At 68.0% G+C, this 19,188-nt stretch carries 15 protein-coding genes; 10 read left to right on the top strand and 5 right to left on the bottom strand.

The genetic code is table 11. The annotated features are described in order from the left end of the window. Window positions 1-24 precede the first annotated feature (24 nt). The 5 genes from IT182_19005 (at window position 25) to IT182_18985 (ending at window position 5,543) form a co-directional block, all read left to right on the top strand. Window positions 25-1,560: an NAD(P)-binding protein gene (locus IT182_19005; protein MCC6165440.1), complete on the top strand. Its 1,536-nt coding sequence runs from the start codon at window positions 25-27 to the stop codon at window positions 1,558-1,560. Window positions 1,561-2,008: 448 nt separating this feature from the next. Continuing rightward, entirely contained in the window at window positions 2,009-2,629 is a 621-nt protein-coding gene (locus IT182_19000; GenBank protein MCC6165439.1) for a hypothetical protein, read from the top strand. Between the two features lie 165 nt (window positions 2,630-2,794). Further along, window positions 2,795-3,712 carry a fatty acid desaturase gene (locus tag IT182_18995; protein ID MCC6165438.1) on the top strand — a complete coding sequence of 306 codons (918 nt, stop codon included), beginning with the start codon at window positions 2,795-2,797 and terminating at the stop codon, window positions 3,710-3,712. A 161-nt stretch (window positions 3,713-3,873) separates the two neighbouring features. Continuing rightward, window positions 3,874-4,770 (top strand): HAMP domain-containing histidine kinase, encoded by an 897-nt coding sequence (locus IT182_18990; GenBank protein MCC6165437.1) that lies wholly within the window; start codon window positions 3,874-3,876, stop codon window positions 4,768-4,770. Beyond that, a complete protein-coding gene (locus tag IT182_18985; protein ID MCC6165436.1) occupies window positions 4,770-5,543 on the top strand; it encodes a response regulator transcription factor in 774 nt (257 codons plus the stop codon). The genes IT182_18990 and IT182_18985 overlap by 1 nt, the downstream gene beginning before the upstream one ends. Here the strand turns inward: IT182_18985 and IT182_18980 are convergent, their stop codons facing one another. Further along, a complete protein-coding gene (locus IT182_18980) occupies window positions 5,544-6,323 on the bottom strand; it encodes a DUF1080 domain-containing protein (GenBank protein ID MCC6165435.1) in 780 nt (259 codons plus the stop codon). Between the two features lie 97 nt (window positions 6,324-6,420). Here IT182_18980 and IT182_18975 point away from each other — a divergent pair, with 97 nt between their 5' ends. From IT182_18975 to IT182_18960, 4 genes are read left to right on the top strand one after another with little or no spacing between them, the layout of a single operon-like run. Then, the gene (locus IT182_18975) at window positions 6,421-8,979 is read left to right on the top strand and encodes a CHAT domain-containing protein (protein ID MCC6165434.1); all 2,559 of its coding nucleotides are present in this window, start codon (window positions 6,421-6,423) and stop codon (window positions 8,977-8,979) included. Beyond that, on the top strand, window positions 8,976-10,340 hold the full coding sequence (locus tag IT182_18970) for a starvation-sensing protein RspA (GenBank protein ID MCC6165433.1): 1,365 nt from the start codon (window positions 8,976-8,978) through the stop codon (window positions 10,338-10,340). The genes IT182_18975 and IT182_18970 overlap by 4 nt, the downstream gene beginning before the upstream one ends. 53 nt (window positions 10,341-10,393) lie before the next feature. Beyond that, window positions 10,394-11,530, top strand: coding sequence for a P1 family peptidase (locus IT182_18965; GenBank protein MCC6165432.1), 1,137 nt, complete (start codon window positions 10,394-10,396; stop codon window positions 11,528-11,530). Between the two features lie 53 nt (window positions 11,531-11,583). Then, the gene (locus tag IT182_18960) at window positions 11,584-14,136 is read left to right on the top strand and encodes a CAP domain-containing protein (GenBank protein ID MCC6165431.1); all 2,553 of its coding nucleotides are present in this window, start codon (window positions 11,584-11,586) and stop codon (window positions 14,134-14,136) included. A gap of 29 nt (window positions 14,137-14,165) precedes the next feature. On the opposite strand, the gene msrB is transcribed toward IT182_18960, so the two are convergent. Next, entirely contained in the window at window positions 14,166-14,618 is a 453-nt protein-coding gene (gene msrB, locus IT182_18955; protein ID MCC6165430.1) for a peptide-methionine (R)-S-oxide reductase MsrB, read from the bottom strand. Window positions 14,619-14,776: 158 nt separating this feature from the next. Here msrB and IT182_18950 point away from each other — a divergent pair, with 158 nt between their 5' ends. Further along, window positions 14,777-16,246, top strand: coding sequence for an Nramp family divalent metal transporter (locus IT182_18950; protein MCC6165429.1), 1,470 nt, complete (start codon window positions 14,777-14,779; stop codon window positions 16,244-16,246). A 17-nt stretch (window positions 16,247-16,263) separates the two neighbouring features. Here the strand turns inward: IT182_18950 and IT182_18945 are convergent, their stop codons facing one another. The 3 genes from IT182_18945 to IT182_18935 form a co-directional block, all read right to left on the bottom strand. After that, window positions 16,264-17,172, bottom strand: a complete 909-nt coding sequence (locus tag IT182_18945) for a sugar phosphate isomerase/epimerase (protein MCC6165428.1) — start codon at window positions 17,170-17,172, stop codon at window positions 16,264-16,266. Between the two features lie 199 nt (window positions 17,173-17,371). Further along, on the bottom strand, window positions 17,372-18,181 hold the full coding sequence (locus IT182_18940) for an SDR family oxidoreductase (protein MCC6165427.1): 810 nt from the start codon (window positions 18,179-18,181) through the stop codon (window positions 17,372-17,374). Between the two features lie 30 nt (window positions 18,182-18,211). Then, a complete protein-coding gene (locus IT182_18935) occupies window positions 18,212-19,105 on the bottom strand; it encodes an aldo/keto reductase (protein ID MCC6165426.1) in 894 nt (297 codons plus the stop codon). Between the last annotated feature and the right edge of the window lie 83 nt (window positions 19,106-19,188).

Here is a 19,188-nt window from a genome sequence, read left to right as displayed (position 1 = left end):
TCATTCGTCATTCTCGGCATTTTCATGATCCCCCCCCGCCCCCCGTCGCGTCGTGAGTTCCTGTCTGCGGCCCTGATCGGGCTGACGCAGAAGGCCGGACGGAGGATTGCGGGCGGGTACGTCAACGAATCGCATGTCATCGGTCACCGGTTACGCGACGGCGGCAACTTCTCCGCCCCGCGTGAGGAGCGGCGCGCGTCGATCGTCATCGTCGGCGGCGGGATGGCGGGCCTGTGCGCGGGGTGGCGGCTGGCGACACGTGGCGTGAACGATTTCGTCATCCTGGAGATGGAGGCGCAGGCGGGCGGCAACGCGCGGTGGGGCGAGAACGACGTCACCGCATATCCGTGGGGCGCGCACTACGTACCCGTCCCTGGCAAGGCGGCCGGTCTCGTACGAGAGCTGTTCATCGACCTCGGCGTGTTCGACGGCCACTCGTGGGACGAACGGCACCTGGTCCACGCGCCCGACGAGCGGCTGTTCCTCCATGGGCGATGGCAGGAAGGGCTCGAACCGCAGGTGGGCCCCACGCGGAGGGACCGCGACCAGTTCGCGAGGTTCGCGGCGCGCATGGCGGACCTGCGCGCGTCGGGCCGATTCACCATCCCGATGGCCGCCGCCACAGACCTCAGACGTCCGCCGCCGGAAGACGCGCTGTCGATGGCCGCGTGGCTCGATCGGGAAGGCCTCGATTCCCCGTGGCTCCGCTGGATGGTGGACTACGCCTGCCGCGACGACTACGGCGGCCTCGCGCAGGACGTGTCGGCATGGGCGGGCATCCTCTATTTCGCCGCGCGCGACGCCGACGACACGGGCCCGCTCACGTGGCCCGAAGGCAACGGCTGGATCGTGCGCCGCCTGCTGCAGCGTCTCGATGGGCGCGTCGAAACGGGCAGGCTGACGTATCGCGTCGAACGGAGCGGACGCGCGTGGCGCGTGCTGACGCCGGAGACCGCGTGGACGGCCGACGTGGTGATCGTCGCGGCGCCGGTCCACGTCGCGACACGCCTCGTGCCCGAAGCGCCGCGGCCGACACTCACGTCGGCGCCGTGGGTGACCGCCAATCTCACGCTGGATCGCTGGCCGCGCGAACGCGGCTTCCCCGTCGCGTGGGACAACGTGATCTTCGACTCGCCCGCGCTCGGCTACGTCGTGGCGACGCACCAACACTTGCGCCGGCACGTCCCGCGCACGGTGTGGACCTACTACTGGGCGCTGGCGGACCGTCCGGCCACCGAAGCCCGCGCGTGGCTGCTCGGCCAGGAGTACGCGACGCTGCGCGATCGGATCCTGGTGGACCTGGCGCGCGCGCATCCCGACATCGTCGAGTGCGTGTCGCGCGTGGACGTCATGCGCTTCGGCCATGCGATGGTCCGCCCCACGCCCGGCCTGCTCTCCGATCCGCAGTGGCGCGCGCTCCAGGAGGGCCACGACGGCCTGTTCTACGCCCACTCGGACCTGAGCGGCCTCGCCCTGTTCGAAGAAGCCCAGTATCGAGGCGTCCTCGCCGCCGACCGCGCCCTCGTCCGCCTCGGCAGCGCCAAAGGTGCCAGGGGCTGAAGAGCCTGTGAAGAAATCGCGGGCGAACGTGAAGGCGCGGGTCCTGTCGCCGGACAGCCCCACCCGTCCTCAGCACGAACAGCACTTGTACGGGAGACGTGCTTGCGGGCGGGCGGGGCCGCCCCGTCCGGCGCCACCCGCGCCGGGACGCGATTTCCTCGCGCTCTGACGTCCATGGCGCTGACGTAGCCCTTGGTGAACGGGACAAGCATCCTGCGCGATCCGCCCGCCTGGTCGGTTCCGGGCGTGGTGACACAATGAGCGCTCCGTATGGCGCTGCTCCTCGTCGCAGTCATCGCCTTCCTGTGTCTCGGAACTCTGGCCGTGCGGCGCGCCCGCGCGCGGGCTCTGGCCCAGATCCGAGCGAGATGGGGTCAGCCTGTCGCTCGCGAACGAAGGCTGCAGGAGATCGCCGAGTCCCACCGGTCCCGATTGTTCAACCTGGGGGGTGGGGCGTCGCTCGATGTCCGCACATGGGATGACCTTGACCTTGACGATGTCTTCGCTGCGCTCGACCGCACGGAGAGCACGTTGGGACAGCACGCGCTCTGTTTGTCTGGCGTCGGACTACCACGCGCCCGTGTTCAGTGTGCGCAGCTGCATTGGCCGCTCCGACAATCTCCTGAGCGGAAAGTCCTACTACGTCGCAGAAGTCGAGACCCTGCTCGCACTCGTGAAGGCCAGCACCGGTCCGACGTCGCATCTGTTCCTTCTTGACGAACTGTTTCGCGGCACGAACGCTGTGGAACGCATCGCCGCGGGACAGGCCGTCCTCCTGCATCTGGTGTCCAACGCGGGGAGAGCCCATCGTCACGTGGTGATCGCCGCAACACACGACGGCGAACTCGTGGACCTCGTGGCCGACAAGTATCGAGCGTTCCATTTCGGCGACGTCGTCGGCCCCGATGGATTGGTCTTCGACCATCAGCTGCGCTCCGGACCGGCGACAACACGAAACGCGATCGCACTCCTGCGTCTCCACGGCGCTCCCCAGGACCTTGTGCGCGACGCGTTGAAGTGCGCGGCGGCACTGGATGCTCAGCGCGGGACAACCCTGCTCGGTCGGTGAATCTTGAGGCTGAAATCGCGTCCTGGCGCGGGTGGCGCGGGCGGCGCACCCCGTTCGCCGCCACCCGCGTCTGACCGGTTGCCGGTTGCCGATTGCCCGTTGCCGGTAACGGTGACAGAACTATTACAGTCCTCCGCGGCCAGACGTGGCATCGTGGACCCCGCCATGAGCGCACCCGTCAAGATCACGTCCCTGTACGGCCGGAAGGCTGCGGAAGGCCAGGGCTACAACTGGATCACCATCATCGCGATGACGGCGTTCCACATCGGAGCCGTCGCCGCGTTCTTCTACATCGATTTCGGCGCGATCATGTCTGCCGTCATCATGTGGTTCGTGGCCGGCAGCCTCGGTATCGGCATGGCGTATCACCGCCTGCTGACGCATCGCGGCTTCAAGACCTACAAGTGGATGGAGTACTTCCTCACCGTGTGCGGCACGCTCGCACTCGAGGGCGGCCCCATCTTCTGGGTGGCCACGCACCGCATCCATCACCAGCACTCCGACCACGAGGGCGACCCGCACACGCCGCGCGAGGGCACCTTCTGGGCGCACATGGGATGGATCTTCATGGGCAAGGCGATGCACCACGACACCGCGGTGCTGCGCCGCTACGTGCCGGACCTGAGCAAGGATCCCGTCCACGTGTGGCTCACCACGTGGCACTGGGTGCCGCAGGTGGTGCTCGGCCTCGCGTTCCTCGCCTTCGGCGGCATCCCGTATGTGCTCTGGGGCATCTTCTTCCGCACGACGTACGGCCTGCACGCCACCTGGCTGGTCAACTCGGCCACGCACATCTGGGGGTCGCGCCGCTTCAAGACCAAGGACGACTCCACCAACCTGTGGTGGGTCGCGCTCGTCACGTTCGGCGAAGGCTGGCACAACAACCATCACGCGCACCCCGTGTCGGCGCGACACGGCCTGGCCTGGTACGAACTCGACATCAACTACATCAACATCAGCATCCTGCGCATGCTGGGCCTGGTGTGGGACGTCAAGGTCGCGCGCCTCGAGCACGTCCACCGCATGCCCCAGCAGACCGACGACGCCGTCGACATCTCCGAGGCATCACCGGCAGTCGAGTAGCCGCAACGGCCGGGCTTCCACCTCGCCCTCCGGGCTGCGGTGGCCAAGTTGCCCCGCCCACCCACCGTTGTCTCTGGCCGCCGGATAAAATCCGGCGGCCAGACCTCATCATATCGACCGGTTGCCCGTTGCCGATTGCCGGTTGCCGGTAAGATCCCCTTGTGACCCGCAGGAACACGGCGACGATCGTCTTCGTGACGCTCTGCGTCGTCCTCGTGGCGGCGGCGATCACGCTCAACATCGGCTGGGTCTACCTGCACGGCCGCAGCCTCCTCACCCTCGTGCTGGGCGTGCTGGCGTTCGCGCTCATCATCGCCGGCATCATCGTCTACACCGTGTTTCTCGTCCGCGAACTCCGTCGCAACGACCAGCAGGACGCGTTTCTGAACGCGGTCACGCACGAACTGAAGACGCCGATCGCGTCGATCCGCCTGTACCTGCAGACGCTCCAGGCGCGACAGGTGAGCGACGAGCAGCGCGCCGAGTTCTACAACGTCATGCTGGCCGACGCAGACAGGCTGCAGCAGACCGTGGAGCAGGTGCTCAAGGCCGGCGCGGCCGGCCAGCGAGTAGGGCTCGCACACACGTCGCCCGTCGACGTGGCGACGCTCGCCGACGAAGCGATCACCATCGCGCGTCAGCGACATCACTTGTCCCCGGAGACGATGACCCTGGCCAGCGTGACGCCGGGCGACGCCATCGTCGACGGCGACGCCGACGCGCTGCGATCGGTGTTCTCGAACCTGCTCGACAACGCCGTCAAGTATTCGCGCGACACGGTGCACGTGGCTCTCGACGTCGCGGTGCCGGCCGGAGACGTCGTGCGCGTGCGCGTGACCGACAAGGGGGTCGGCATCCCGCAAGCGCAACTGAAGCGCATCTTCAGGCGCTTCCACAGGTTCCAGTGGCGCGGGTCGAAGGTGAAGGGGACGGGACTGGGCCTCTACATCGTGCGGTCCATCGTGCGCGATCACGGCGGACGCGTGTTCGCGGCGAGCGACGGAGAAGGCCGTGGTTCCACCTTCACCGTCGAACTCCCCCGCATGGGGCAGTCCTGATGTCTCACATCCTCGTTGTCGAAGACGAGCCGCACCTGGCGATGGGCCTGCGCTTCAATCTCGAAGCCGACGGCCACGCGGTGACGCTCGTCGGCGACGGCGAGGCGGCGCTCGCACACCTGGCCGAACCGTCGCGCCAGTTCGACACCATCGTGCTCGACGTGATGCTGCCGGGTATCGACGGCTTCGACGTGACGCGGACGCTGCGCGACCGCGGCGACTACGTGCCCATCCTGATGCTCACGGCGCGCGGACGCCCCGAAGACGTGCTCCGGGGTTTTGACGCCGGCGTCGACGACTACCTGACGAAGCCCTTCGAACTCCCGATTCTGCTCGCACGCGTGCGCGGCCTGCTGCGTCGCAGCACCTGGGCACGCACGCCACCGCCTGAGCCACAGCCGGAGGTCTACCACTTCGCCGGCAACACGTTCGATCCGTCGACGCTCGAACTGCGCGTGGGAACGCTGCCATATCACCTGACGGCGATGGAGGCCGACCTCCTGCTGTACCTGCTGCGCAATGCCGGCAGGATCGTCTCGCGCAAGGCCATCCTCGAAGACGTGTGGGACCTGCACGAGGACACCGACACGCGCGCGATCGACAACTTCATCGTGCGGCTGCGCCGGTTCCTCAACGAGGATCCCACGCAGCCCCGCCACGTCGTCACCGTGCGCGGCGTGGGTTACCGCTTCATCGCGGAGCCTCACGTCCCCGCGCGCACGGAGGCACCCGGCGCGACGCGCGAGTCACCGCGCGACGCGCCGGACGACTGACTACTTGACGGTCGCGAGCAGTTTCTCGCCCTCGGCCTTCGGAATCTCTCGCACGTAGATGTTGCGGAAGCGCACTTCGGCGCCGTGCGTCTGGAGTTCGATCGATCCCGTCGGCAGCACGGGCTGCGTGCGATCGAAGAAGTTGTCGAGCACCTGGCCAATCACGACCTGCTGCCCGTTGAGCGTGACCCACACGCGCGTGCCGACCATCCTGACCGCCAGCGTGTTCCACTCGCCGATCGGCTTGTCGGCCTTCACGAGCGGCCAGCGGCCCGGATTGTCGGGGTTGTTGTTCCACAGGCCGCCGGAGCCCTTCTCGGCACCGTTTTTCTGCTCGCGCGGGTTGCCGGGATCCCAGAACTGCACCTGCGGATAGCTGCGCAGATAGATGCCCGAGTCGGCGCCAGGCGTGGTGAACTTCCAGTCCACGAGGAACTCGAAGTCGCCGTAGGGATCGATCGTCGCCAGGTGCACGCCGTGGCCGTCGGATACGAGTTCGCCGGTCGCGGCGTCGACGCTCCAGTGCTTGTCGCGATCGGCATTCCACTCGGCCTGCTTGGCCGCGCGTTCCTCCGGCGTGAACTTCGCCTCGACGTAGGGACTGAACACGCCGCCCCCGCCAGGCCTGCCCCGCCAGCCACTCAGGTCCTTGCCGTTGAACAGCGTCGTGAAGCCGGGTCGCGCCGCCGGCGACGCGGATTGCGCCACGGCCTCGCGCGCCGCGGTGAACGAGATGACAGCCACGACCGCCACAACGGTCAGCGTGGAACGAACGTACATGGGCAGTAATCCTCCGCTGAATACTGTACGCGGAATCCGGACACCCGGCCTCCACCTGTCCCCGAGCCGCATTACACTCCCCCGGGAGGGGTTTCCCATGCCGACGATTGTCAGACCGTCCGGCGTCACCGTCCAAGGCGGTGATGCGCTCGTGGTCCGGGCCGCTCAGACCGTGCGCGTGCGTCAGTTGGAGGACGTCACCGCGCGGAAACTCGACTTCGTCGACGCGATACCGCTGGCCACCACTCCGACGCGCACCGAGACCGCGCGCCGACGCGGCGCGCGCGCCGGCGCGGGGCCCGCCACGGCTGGCGACATCCACATCACCGTTCCCGTGGGTCCCGGCGAGTCGGCAGTGATTCTGTTGGAACGCGACAGCGCGCACGAATGGCTCGTCGACGGCGACGAGGAGCCCGGATCGCGCAGCCTGCGATTCACCGTGGCCGCCGCAGCGACGGCACCCCTCGTGGCCTATGTGTTCCGCTTCACCCCACGCGCCGAACGCGTGGTGACCCTTCGCTGTACGCAACCCGCCTCCGGTGCGCTGGTCGAGATCCGGCAGTCGACGGCACCGTGGGTCGTCGTCGAACGCCCGACGTACGAGGGTGGCCAGCCCGTTGTGTATCACTACGCGCACCCGACGTCCCTGGCACTCGAGTGGCTCGACCGTGCGCGGACCGATGCCGACGCCACGGTCTTCGAGGCGTTCGAACTCAGGGAGACCCGGAAGTCGCGCGTGGCGCGTGCGGGCCACGACGTCACGCCTGTCGCGCTCGATCCCGGGCAGTCGCCGGTGATCCTCGAGTACCACGGCGGCAGTGCGTATCGCACCGTCGTGCTCGACAGTCAGGGCGATGCCGTCGACGTGATCGACGCCGTCGAGTCGCAGGCCATGATGAGTGGCGCCGAACCGCCGGCATCCGACGGCGAGGTGCTGGAGTCGCTGCCCTCGACGGCTGCACGCCGGCGACGATCTCGAGGCGCGGCGACGCCACCACCGAGCGCACCGCCCACCCCGCGAAGTGCGCCCGTGCCGCGCGGCGGTGCCATCCCGCCGCCCCCGCCCCCCCCGGCGGCGACACCCCCCGCGGCGACACCCTCGTCGAGGCCGGCCTCTGCAACGAAGACCGTCGACTGCCACTTCCGCGCGGAGACAGACGCCGAATACGTGGTGCAGCACACACACACGGTCGCGGTGACCATCGCACGCGAGGTCCTTCAGGCGACTGCCGGTCGTGCGACAGCCGGCGGTTCGGCGAAGGTCAAGGCCAGCAAACCGCTCATCGTCGAATGCATGCCGATGCTGCGCGTGGCCATGGTCGATCCTGACGATGCGCGTGTACGGATCCCGGTGCCGGAACCGGGCACACCCGTGAAGCTGCAGTTCGACCTCATTGCACAGGAGATCGGCGACGCGGAAGTGCGTGTGCAGGTGCGACAGGGACCACTTCCGCTCGTCACGCTGACGTTGAGGCCCTCGATCGCCGCCGCGCGCAGCGGTGCGCCACATCCGTGTCGCGACGAAGGCGACGTCGAGTCGATGCCGTCCACGTTCCCGCGCGCCGTCGACGAACTGCGCGTGATCCAGATGCGGCCGACGGGCTCGAGCACCCAGTACCGCTACGAACTGCGGCTGCCGAGCAAGCGCATCCAGCGCGCCTTCGAATCGAAGGTGCTGGACACGGACCCGGCGGAGTACATCGCGACAATCCACAGGAACATCGAGGATAGATGGACGCAGTTCCGCAGCGAGCAGGCGGCATTCATGCGCGACCTCAGGGCCATCGGCGAGGAGATGTTCGAAGCCCTGTTCCCGCTGGAACTGCGCCTGCTGCTGTGGGCGCATCGCGACACGATCGGCAGCGTGCAGGTGCTCTCGTCGGAACCGTTCGTGCCGTGGGAGCTCGTCTACGTGTCCGATCCCAACGATCGCAGGAGCACGGGGGCGTTCCTCGGTGAGCTCGGCGTCGTGAGGTGGCTGGTCAGCAACTACCCGCCCGAAACGCTCAGGCTGCGAAAAGGCAAGGCGCGCTACGTGGTACCGGCGTATCCGCAGCCGGACACGCTTCCTGCCGCGGAGGACGAGATCGCCATGATCACCGATCGCTTCGGCGCGACGGCCGTCTCCGCCGAAGCGGAGGCGATCTACCGACTCGTGGAAACGCCGGGACAGTTCGATCTGCTGCACATCGCGTGTCACGGCGAGGCCAACTCCGCTGACATCGGCACGGCACGGCTCAGGATGCCCGGACGACGGCGCAGCGATGGGTCGATGAGCGAAGAGGACGTGATGGCGCGGACCATCGCGCGCAGCGCGGACCTCGTCGACGGCGACCATCAGCCGATCGTGGTGCTCAACGCGTGTCAGAGCGGCAGGGCCGGCTACACGCTCGACGGCATCGGCGGCTTCGCGCAGGCGTTCGTCGATCGCGGCGCCGGCGTGTTCATCGGATCGAGCTGGTCGGTTGGCGATGGCGCGGCGCTCTCCTTCATCGAGGAGTTCTACGCGCGGTTCCTGAGCGACGATGCGCCGGAGCCGCTGGCGCAGGCGGCTGTTGCCGCACGACGCAAGGCGCGCGAGGAGGGCGACGCCACATGGCTCGCGTACGTGGTGTACGGCCATCCGCGCGCGAGAGTGAAGAGGATGACGACATGAAAAGACGAGACGTGCTCCGCGCGCTGACGACAGCTCCGGTGGCCGGAGGCGCATGGCTTGCCGACACGGCGGTCCTCGCACAAGCACCGGCGGTACCACCTGCCCCGCGCGGTCTGCCACCGATTCGCATCAAGGACGTCCAGACCATCCTGACGGCCCCCAACGGCATCCGGCTGGTCGTGGTGAAGGTGATCACCGATCAACCCGGCCTGCACGGCTGGGGCTGCGCCACGTTCACGCAGCGTGCGCTCGTCGTGAAGACCGCGATTGACGAGTACCTGCGACCGTTCCTCATCGGCCGGCGCGTGGACGAGATCGAGGACATCTGGCAGTCGTCGTACGTCAGCTCGTACTGGCGCAATGGTCCCGTGCTCTTCAACGCGATGAGCGGCATCGACATCGCCCTGTGGGACATCCTCGGCAAGCGCGCGAGCCTGCCGTTGTATCAGCTGCTCGGCGGCAAGGTGCGTCACGGGGCCGACTGCTACTACCACGCGAGCGGGCGCGATTTCGCGGAAGTCACGGAGAACGCACGCAAGGGCATGGCGCAGGGCTTCCGCCACGTCCGCGTGCAGGGCGGCGTGCCGGGCCTTGCCACATATGGCGCCCGCAGCGACGTCGCCGTGCGCGGATCGGCCGACGAGCCTGTCGGCCCCACCAATCCGCGGGCGATCTGGGAGTCGGGCGGATACGTCCGCATGCTGCCGAAGCTCTTCGCGCACCTGCGCACCGAGCTCGGCGACGAGGTGCAGTTGCTGCACGACGTCCACGAGCGCGTGCAGCTCATGGAAGCGATCAACCTGTGCCGGGCGCTCGAGCCCTTCAACCTGTTCTTCCTCGAGGATCCGTTCCCGCCCGAAGACAACGGATGGTTCCGTCAGCTGCGCCAGCAGACCAGCGTGCCGCTGGCGATGGGAGAGTTGTTCAACACCGTGCAGGAGTACCTGCCGCTCATCTCGGAGCGATTGATCGACTTCATCCGCATCCACATCTCGCAGATCGGCGGTCTCACGCCGGCGCGCAAGGTGGCGGCGCTGTCGGAGTTCTTCGGCGTCCGCACGGCGTGGCACGGCCCCGGCGACGCGTCGCCCGTGGCGCACGCCGCGCAGCTCGCGCTCGAACTCGCGACGTACAACTTCGGCATCCACGAAGGCGGCGCGTTCCCCGCGGAGACGCGTGAGGTGTTCAAGGGCGCGCCCGAGCAGAAGGATGGCTACATGGTGGCCAACGACGCGCCGGGACACGGCGTGGAGGTGGACGAGGCGGTGGCCGCGAAGTTCCCGTTCAAGCCGGGACCACCGAACTTCGACTACTCATGGGGCACGACGCGGCGGCGCGACGGAACCGTGATTCGCCCATGAGGGGCACGGGAAGCAGGACGAGGACGGACGCCAGAAGGACGGCGGAGGCAGTGATGCTTCTCGTCCTGTCCATCGTCGCGGCACCCGTGGCCGGGCAGGAGCGGGTGCGAGCGCGTCATCTCGGGGTGGCGCCTGGCGTATTCCGGACGGGGCCGGTCAACGCGATCACCGACGTCGCCGGGGTGCGCGTGGGTCACGTGACGGTCATCGAGGGAGACGATGTCAGGACCGGCGTGACGGCGATCCTGCCGCATGAAGGCAATCCCTTCCGCGAGCGCGTGCCGGCAGCGCTGCACGTGGGCAACGGATACGGGAAGCTGCTCGGCGCCACGCAGCTCCGTGAGCTTGGTGAACTCGAGACGCCGATCCTCCTCACGTGCACGCTCTGCGTCTGGAAGGCCGCCGACGCGATGACCGAGTGGATGCTGGCGCGGCCCGGCATGGCCGACGTCGGGTCCATCAACCCCGTGGTTGGCGAAACCAACGACGGCGCCCTCAATGCGATCCGTCGGCGGCCCATCCGCGCCGAGCACGTGCAGCAAGCGCTCGAGACGGCTAGCGGCGGACCGGTGGCCGAAGGGTCCGTCGGCGCGGGGACGGGCACCGTCGCGTTCGGGTGGAAGGGCGGCATCGGCACCTCGTCGCGCGTGCTGCCGGCGTCGCTGGGCGGGTGGACGGTCGGCGTGCTGGTGCAGTCCAACTTCGGCGGCGTGCTGCAGGTGCTCGGTGCGCCCGTCGGCAAGGCGCTCGGCCAGTACGCCTTCAAGGATGCCGTCGACACGGATGGTGGCGATGGTTCGATCATGATCGTCGTCGCCACCGACGCGCCGCTGTCGGACCGCAACCTCGAGCGGCTCGCCGCGCGCGGCATCATGGGACTCGCCCGGACCGGCTCGTCAGCTTCGAACGGCAGCGGCGACTACGTGCTCGCGTTCTCGACGTCTCGAAACGTGCGTCGGCTGCCGATTACGGAAAGGAACTCGGGGCGAGTGGCGCTCCAGCGCACCGTGGCCGATCTGACCAACGACGCGATGTCGGGCCTGTTCCAGGCGGTGGTGGAAGCCACGGAGGAAGCGATCTACAACTCGCTCTTCATGGCCACGGATGTCACAGGCAACGGACGCACCATCCGCGCCATCCCGCTCGACAACGTCCGGCGAGTCCTCGAGCAGCACGCCGTGGGCAGATGATTGCACGCGCACAACACACGCAGACGACGGCACCGCGGAAGGGATTACCACTCATGGAATGGTGCCGGGCGACGGGACTCGTGCCGGCGGTGCTCTGCATCGTCACTGCCGTCGTGTCTGCGCAGGATCCTGTCTCGCCTCAGCTCGGACCTCCGCCCCTGGCCTGGCCGGAACCGGCCCCGCTCGCGGCCCCGGCAGAGACCGACGAGCCGCGCGTGGCGGGACCGCTGGCGCTGGACACCAGCGATCGCGCCGACGTGACCGCCTTCTACGACAACGTCCTGCTGCCCGCGCTCGCCGTCCAACCGGGGTGGACGGGATCTGTCGCGGGCTGTAACCCCGGCGCAACCAGCCAGGCATACACGGATGCCACGCTCTCCGCCGTCAACTTCTTCCGGGCGATGACAGGCCTGCCCGCCGACATCACACTCAACCCGGTCAAGAACGCGGGCGCGCAGGCGGCGGCCCTGATGATGACCGCCAACAACAGTCTCAGCCACACACCTCCCGTCACATGGAACTGCTACACGCCGACGGGCGCTGACGCGGCCGGGCGCTCGAACCTCGCGCTGGGTGCCGGGGGTGCGAGGGCCATACGCCTCTACATCCAGGATGCCGGCACCAACAATTATCCCGTCGGCCACCGGCGCTGGATCCTCTATCCACGCATCGTCGAGATGGGCACGGGCTCGACCGCCAACGCCAATGCCTTGTGGGTCACGGGCAGCACAGGAACGCGTCCGGCGTCGCCCGAGTTCGTCGCATGGCCGTCGCGCGGCTACGTCCCCTACGATCTCGTGTTCCGACGCTGGTCGTTCTCGCCCAACACATCGGCCAGCGTGAACTTCACGTCCACCATCGTCACCATGACGCAGGACGGCGTCCCGCTTCCGTCGCAGATCCTTCCCGAAGTCAAGGGCTACGGCGACGCCACGCTCGTCTGGGAGGCGCAGCCGACGCTGGCGGCCGGGATGCCCGATCGGACGATCACCGTCCGCCTCGACAACGTCCTGGTCGGCGGCGTGTCTCGCACGTACGAGTACACCGTCATCGCCTTCGATCCAAGGGTCGTGCCGGACATCCCCTCGACCGACAGCGACGGTGATGGCCTGCCTGACGCGTGGGAGATCATGTTCGGACTCGATCCGGCATCGTCCGTAGACGCGAATGGTGCGAATGGCGATCCCGACGGCGATGGACGCACCAACAGGCAGGAGTACGAGGACGGCACGCATCCGCGGGGATTCTTCACACGGTACCTGGCCGAAGGCGCAACGTCGACGTTCTTCGACACGCAGTTCGCGCTGCTCGCGCCAGGGCCCACCGATGCGATGGCCGTCATGCGCTTCCTGCGGCGCGGCCAACCGCCAATCGGCAAGACGGTCGCCGTGCCGTCGCGTCGCCGCGTAACGGTCACGCCCAAGAGCATCGCGGGACTCGCGGCCGCGGAGTTCTCGGTGGCGGTCGAGTCGGATCAACCGCTCGTCGTCGACAGGACGATGACTTGGGACGGCACCGGTTACGGATCGCACAGCGAGACCGCCGTCGCGGCACCGTCGACGACCTGGTATTTCGCCGAAGGCGCCACCATTTCGGGATTCCAGTTGTTCTACCTGCTCCAGAACCCGTCCACGCACGACGTGCCTGTCAAAGTGCGTTACCTGCGCACGACCGGCGGACCGCTGGAGAAGACGTACGTCCTGCCGGCGCAATCGCGCGAAAACATCTGGGCGAACCGCGAACAGTTCGACGGGCTCGGCACGGCGCTTGCCAGCGCCGAGTTCAGCGCGGTGGTGGAGTCGCTCGACGGCACGCCGATCATCGTCGAGCGCGCGATGTATCTCTCCAGCCAGGGCCGTACGTTCAACGCGGGGCACGGAAGTGCGGGCGTCACGACGCCAGCCACCAGATGGTTCTTCGCGGAAGGGAATACCGGCAACTACTTCGATTTGTTCGTGCTCATCGCCAATCCCACCGGGACCGATGCGCAGGTGAAGCTGACGTATCTGCTCGGCGGTGATGACACCTTCACGCGCACGATGACGGCACCCGCCAACGCGCGATCCGGTGTGTGGGTGGACCACGAGCGATTCGAGGGCGTTGCCGGGCTGCCGCTCGCCAACGTCGCCGTCTCGACGACGGTCGAGTCGCTCAACGGCGTGCCGCTGGTCGTGGAACGGGCGATGTGGTGGCCGGGCAATGCCTCCACGTGGCACGAGGCGCACAGCGCGGCCGGCGCGACGACGACGGGAACGGTGTGGGCGGTGGCGGAAGGGGAGGTCGGCGGCTCGAGGCGCGTCGAGACGTACCTGCTCATCGCCAACACGTCGGCGCGCGCGGGCCTCGCGAGGGTCACGTTGTACTTCGAGGATGGTACGTCTGCCGAGCGGGTCTACGAACTCGCGCCCTCGTCACGCACGAACGTGAACGCGGCGGCGGACTTCGGAGCGGTCGTGCAGGGCAGGCGCTTCGGCGCCGTCGTCGAATCCATCGGGCCATCGCCGGCGTCGATCGTCGTCGAGCGCGCGATGTACTCGAATGCGGGTGGCGTCAGCTGGGCCGCCGGCACGAGTGCAATTGCCACACGACTCAGCGGAGGACAGTGACGGGATGCTGGCGCCTCACCGCGTGCGGCTCACGGCGTCAATTTCTCCAACGCTACCGCGTTCATGCAATAGCGCAGACCGCTCGGCTGAGGACCGTCCGGGAAGACATGGCCGAGGTGGGCGTCGCACACGCTGCATCGCGCTTCGACGCGGACCATGCCGTACGAGCGATCGACGATGTACGCGATCGCATCGTCGGCGGCCGGTTGCGTGAACGACGGCCAGCCGGTGCCCGATTCGAACTTCGTCGACGCGTCGAAGAGCAGCGTGCCGCAGCACACGCAGGCGTAGCGGCCCGGCTCGAACCGGCTGCACATTTCTGAACTGAACGCGCGTTCGGTACCGTGCTCGCGCGTCACGCGGTACTGCTCCGGCGTCAACCGCGCACGCCATTCCGCGTCGCTGCGCTCCACGCGCCGCGGCGGAAGCGGCCCCCCGTCGCGCGCCTGCGCCAGTACGTCAGGCCATGTCGTCGTGCTCATCCCGCCATCTTTTCACATCCACTCGCGCACAGGAGACAGGCGTGGGCTGGCCCGGGCTTGTCGCGAGCGTGGAACTCGCGTGAAGCGTCTTGTCGGCGAGGACTCTTGCATGGAGCGAGCGGGCGTCAGCCCGTTCGTCATTGAGTACACTCACGCGTATGACGACAGCCGATGGTCACCAGGATGCCCACGTGCTGCCTCCCACGCATGGCGAACTGCCACCGTGGGACGTGGCGGACCTGCCCGCCCCGCCGCCGTTCACGTTCGGCAACATGATGAAGGTCATCGGCCCTGGCGCGATCATGGCGGCGACGTCGATCGGCGGCGGCGAGTGGCTCGTCGGTCCTGCGGCGGCCGTGAAGTACTCCTCGTCGATCTTCCTCATCGCGACTGTGGCGATCGCCCTCCAGGTCATCTTCAACCTCGAAGCCGTGCGGTACACGCTGTACACCGGCGAGCCCATCTACGGCGGCATCATGCGCCTCAAGCCGGGGCCCCGCTTCTGGGCCGGCTTCTACGCGTGCATCGGGTTCCTCCAGCTCGGATGGCCGGCGCTCGCGGGCAGCGCCGCGGCGACGCTGCTCGGCGCGTGGATCGGACGCATGCCCGGCGCGCCGGAGCAATCCATGCAAGGCTGGATCGCCGTCGGCCTGATGCTCGCCGTGGTCCTCATCCTGTCGTTCGGCGGCACCATCGAACGCATGCTCGAGTACTTCGCCTGGACGATGCTGGCCGTGGTGTTCGGGTTCCTGCTGGTCGTCAACGTGCTGTTCGTGCCGCCGGCGCACTGGTGGGAGACGTTCACGGGGTTCTTCAGCCTGTCGGGCATGCCCGACCCCGTCGACTGGGCGTTGCTCGGCGCGCTCGCGGCCACGGCGGGATCCGGAGGCATGGGTAACCTGACGGTGACCAATTGGATTCGCGACAAGGGCTTCGGCATGGGCTCGAAGGTGGGCGCGATCCCGAGTGCCGTCGGCGGCCACGAGATCACGCTGTCGCACGTGGGCACGGTGTTCCCTGCCACGGCGGCCAACCTCACGCGCTGGCAGGAATGGCTGCGCTACGTGCACGCGGATCAGGTCTGGGTGTGGGGCCTGTTCTGCTTCCTCGGGATGTTCCTCAACGTGAACCTGTCGACGGCGGTGATTCCGCAGGGCACCGATCTCCAGGGTCTCGCCGCCGGTGCCTACCAGGCCGAGTACCTGAGCCACATCTGGCCGGGCTTCTGGTTCCTCACGCTCTTCAACGGCTTCTGGATCCTCTTCAAGACGCAGCTCGGGAACACCGACGTGCTCGTGCGCACGATCACCGACGTCGTCTGGATGTCGAGCCCGAAGGCGCGCGCGGCGTCGAGCATCAGGACGATCTACTACGGGATCCTCGTGCTGTTCTCGGTGTGGGGCGCGATCGTGATTCACTCCGCGTCGCCGTTCCAGCTGTTCAAGATCCTCGCGAACATGGCCGGCATCGTCCTGCTCATCGCCGGCGTGCAGATCTTCCTGGTGAACCGCCGCTTCCTGCCTCCGGCCCTGCGTCCGCCCCTGTGGCGCGAAATCGGCCTGCTCCTGTGCTCGGCGTTCTACGCGTTCTTCGCGTTCTTCGTGATCAGGGAGCTCGTCGGTGGCTGATGTCGCGGCCGGTCTTCTCAGATGGACTTCAGGTAGCGATGACTGTCGGCGATCGCGCCGACGACCTGGTCTTGCGGGAGTTCTTCCTGCTCGATGAAGAAGTGCTGGACGCCGGACGACTTGGCCGCCGCCACCAGGGGCGGCCAGTCGATCGCGCCGCGGCCGAACGGCGCGCTCGGCGGAATCTGCAGCGGATCGGGCACCAACGGCGCGCGCCAGTCCTTGACATGCGCAAGGCGGAAGCGGCCCGGGTACGTGCGCAGGTAGTGCGCCGGGTCTGCGCCGGCGGCCACGAGGTTGCCAAGATCCAGTTCGATGGTCGAGGTGGCCGGGTCGAGCAGGCGCAGCATCTCGTCGAACCCCGTCGTCGTCCCGTACTTCTGGAACTCGAACCCGTGGCTGTGGTACCCGAATTCGAGCCCGGCGGCCTTGATGGTCGCCGCGAAGCGATTGAACTGCGCGGCGCTGTAGCGTACGTCCTCGATGGTGATGGCCCGCAGCGCCGCGGTCACCTGCTCGCGCGACGTGATCGGCAGTTTGAGTTCCCGCAACAACGGCGCCGCGGCAATGACGTAGCGGGCGCCGATCGTCCGGCACTCGTCGATCGCCCGTCGCAGATCGTCGTCGGACATGTCGGCGCGCACGCAATGGGCTCCCACAGCGCGCAGGCCGACGCGGTCGAGGATTCGACGCACGTCCTCGGCCGTGCGGCCGTGCAGACCCGCGAACTCCACCTCTTTCACGCCGGTTCCGGCAATCGCAGCCAGCCCACCCTCGAAGTCCCTGGCCAGGAGTGCGCGTGCCATGTAGAGCTGGACGCCGGCATCCACGCCAGACTCGGCGGCGCGCCGTGTGTACGCCTCCAGGACGCCGCCGAACGTGGCCGCTCCTGCGACAAGGAGCGTCCGTCTCGAGATTCTCATCATGATGCGGCGAGCTTAGCAGACTTGTCGCGGCCGCCGGATGCGCTGTCAATGACGCACCTGTTCCCAGAGCGAACACACAGCGGCGCGCTGGCTGACGGGCGCGGGCCGGCCTGTCGCGCCGTTCCGCGCCGTTGGTCCGGATGGCGGGACCAGCACATCGCCTCGCGGCCGGCGAGTGGGTGTCTCCTGTGTCGTGCGATCAGTGGGGATCGGACCCTGGCGCGCGTTGATGACCGAGTCGCCGCAGGTCGTCGCGGACCTCCTGCGGCTCCTGGTGCGGCGGCATGTTCGCGACGTCGCCTACGCCATCGGGTGCGTCGGCATCGTCCACCGTCACCGCGGCGAACAACGGCGCCAGGTCCCGCGGTTCGGGGCCGACCTCGGCGATCAACTCGAATGTCTTGTTGCAGGCGTCATCCAGCGTGAGGCTGGCCACCAGCACCTCGGCGATCTGGCGTCGGGCGATCACACCGTCTGCAGGCGTGCCGGCATGCCGCGTGTCGCCCTGCAGCATCACCAGGCGATGCTGGTCGGCGTCGTTGTAGTCGAACCAGCCGGGACGCACGATGGTGTAGAGGTTGCCGCTGGCGCGCACCAGTCGCTCGGAGCGGCGCTTCCAGTCGTGTGCCTCGGTCCTGCGATTGTAGGCACCGGTGCGATCGGTGACGCCGATGGCGGTCATCAGCGCGATGCGCACCCTGCGCCCGCCAAGGGCAATCAGCACGTTGCGCACGCCGCCGTAGTCGATGGCGCGATTGTCAGCCTTGTCGCCGTCGGAGCCGTGCGTGAAGACGATGGCGTCCACGCCTTCGACCGCCTGCGCCAGCGTGTCCGCTTGCGTCAGCTGGCCGACCACGACCTGCGCTGGCGCGGGAAACCCGGTCGCCCTGGCACGGCTGCGCACCAATGCGCGCACTGCGTGACCGCGACGCAGCGCTTCCTCGACGACGTGGCGGCCGACACTGCCGGTGGCGCCGACGCACAGCACGGTCATCTGTTCGCGGGTCATGGTCGACTCCTCGTCATGGCCATCCGAGCCTCATGCCTCCGGGATCGAGAGCTTCAGGAACCCGGGCTGCGGCTGGTCGGGGTCAGGGCCACCGCGCACGTGCTTGTCTAGCGCATCGATGGCCGCGAGCTCGGTGTCGCTGAGCGAGAAGTCGAAGATGTCGACGTTCTCGGCGATCCGCGCCGCGCGGGTCGACTTGGGGATGACCTGGCGGCCGTGCTGGATGTGCCAACGGAGCATCACCTGGGCCGGCGTCTTGCCATGGCGCCGGCCGATCTCCACGAGGGTCGCGTCGGTGAAGGTGCTGGTCGCCTCCGACCCCTGGTAGTGGGTAATGCCGCCGATCGGCGACCATGCCTGGGTGAGGATGCCCGCGGCGCCATTGGCCGCCACGTTGGCGCGCTGGCTGAAGTAGGGGTGGAGCTCGATCTGGTTCACGGCCGGCACGACCTCGACCTGGGGCAGGAAGCGCGTCAGGATCGCCGGCGTGAAGTTGCTGATGCCGATCGCGCGGACCCGACCGTCGGCGAGCAGCTTCTCCAGCGCCTTGTAGGCCGCGATCGTGAGCGCGAAGTCCTCGACGCGTGGCTGGTGCAGCAGCAGCAGGTCGATGAGGTCGACGCCGAGCTTGGCGGCCGACTTGTCGAAGGCGTGCAGGGCCGCATCGTAGCCGTAGTCGGTGACCCACAGCTTGGTCTCGATGAAGACCTCGTCGCGAGGGATGCCGGAGCGCCGGATGGCTTCGCCGACCTCGCGCTCGTTGCCGTAGGCCGCGGCGGTGTCGATGTGCCGGTAGCCGGTCTCGAGTGCAGCGAGCACGGCGGCGGTCGTCTCCGCGGGCGGCGTCTGGAAGACGCCGAGCCCGATGACCGGGATCTGCACGCCGTTGTTGAGGGTGAAGCGCGGGATGGTGGTTTCGTTCATGGTGTATCCCCGCCGTAGTAGAAGTTGGCCGTCGCCCCGCCATCGATCAGGAAGTCGCTGCCGGTGATGAAGCCGCCCTCCGG

The sequence above is a fragment of the Acidobacteriota bacterium genome (assembly GCA_020845575.1).
Taxonomy (GTDB): domain Bacteria; phylum Acidobacteriota; class Vicinamibacteria; order Vicinamibacterales; family Vicinamibacteraceae; genus Luteitalea.
Note: the sequence above shows the minus strand (reverse complement) of the source record. Positions and strands in the feature narration are given on the sequence as shown.

Bases quoted from the DNA above. Each gene is read 5' to 3' on its own strand.
- IT182_18940 (MCC6165427.1), bottom strand. From the start codon at position 18,181: ATGACCCGCGAACAGATGACCGTGCTGTGCGTCGGCGCCACCGGCAGT.
- IT182_18985 (MCC6165436.1), top strand. From the start codon at position 4,770: ATGTCTCACATCCTCGTTGTCGAAGACGAGCCGCACCTGGCGATGGGC.
- IT182_18980 (MCC6165435.1), bottom strand. From the start codon at position 6,323: ATGTACGTTCGTTCCACGCTGACCGTTGTGGCGGTCGTGGCTGTCATC.
- IT182_18975 (MCC6165434.1), top strand. From the start codon at position 6,421: ATGCCGACGATTGTCAGACCGTCCGGCGTCACCGTCCAAGGCGGTGAT.
- msrB (MCC6165430.1), bottom strand. From the start codon at position 14,618: ATGAGCACGACGACATGGCCTGACGTACTGGCGCAGGCGCGCGACGGG.
- IT182_18935 (MCC6165426.1), bottom strand. From the start codon at position 19,105: ATGAACGAAACCACCATCCCGCGCTTCACCCTCAACAACGGCGTGCAG.
- IT182_18950 (MCC6165429.1), top strand. From the start codon at position 14,777: ATGACGACAGCCGATGGTCACCAGGATGCCCACGTGCTGCCTCCCACG.
- IT182_18995 (MCC6165438.1), top strand. From the start codon at position 2,795: ATGAGCGCACCCGTCAAGATCACGTCCCTGTACGGCCGGAAGGCTGCG.
- IT182_18960 (MCC6165431.1), top strand. From the start codon at position 11,584: ATGGAATGGTGCCGGGCGACGGGACTCGTGCCGGCGGTGCTCTGCATC.
- IT182_19005 (MCC6165440.1), top strand. From the start codon at position 25: ATGATCCCCCCCCGCCCCCCGTCGCGTCGTGAGTTCCTGTCTGCGGCC.
- IT182_18945 (MCC6165428.1), bottom strand. From the start codon at position 17,172: ATGATGAGAATCTCGAGACGGACGCTCCTTGTCGCAGGAGCGGCCACG.
- IT182_18970 (MCC6165433.1), top strand. From the start codon at position 8,976: ATGAAAAGACGAGACGTGCTCCGCGCGCTGACGACAGCTCCGGTGGCC.
- IT182_18965 (MCC6165432.1), top strand. From the start codon at position 10,394: ATGCTTCTCGTCCTGTCCATCGTCGCGGCACCCGTGGCCGGGCAGGAG.